Genomic DNA, 243 nt, shown 5'->3' with positions numbered 1-243 from the left:
CAAATCCTTGGCAAGTTGTCAAAGGAAATTGGGGAACCGATGATGGCGTTGGATTAATGACTAAGAATGCAAATGGCACATGGAGTATTACGATCACGCCAAGCACCTATTTTGCGTTAACAACAGCTCAGCAGACAGCGGCAACAAAAATGGGAATTGTATTTAGAAGTGCAAACGGAAGTCAGACCTTGAAACTGGCGCCGTCGTGTACCGACTTTTTTCTTAATGTTGGCTCTTTCCAAG

1 protein-coding gene is annotated in these 243 nt (G+C 44.0%); it reads left to right on the top strand.

The window, feature by feature from the left end:
• Positions 1 to 243 (top strand): early set domain-containing protein (locus ACWA1B_RS23410; protein WP_456911083.1); only part of this gene is annotated, 243 nt, incomplete at both ends.

The sequence above is a fragment of the Flavobacterium xizangense genome, from assembly GCF_054075145.1.
The sequence above is the reverse complement of the archived record's forward strand: the minus strand, read 5'-3'. Positions and strand labels throughout refer to the sequence as shown.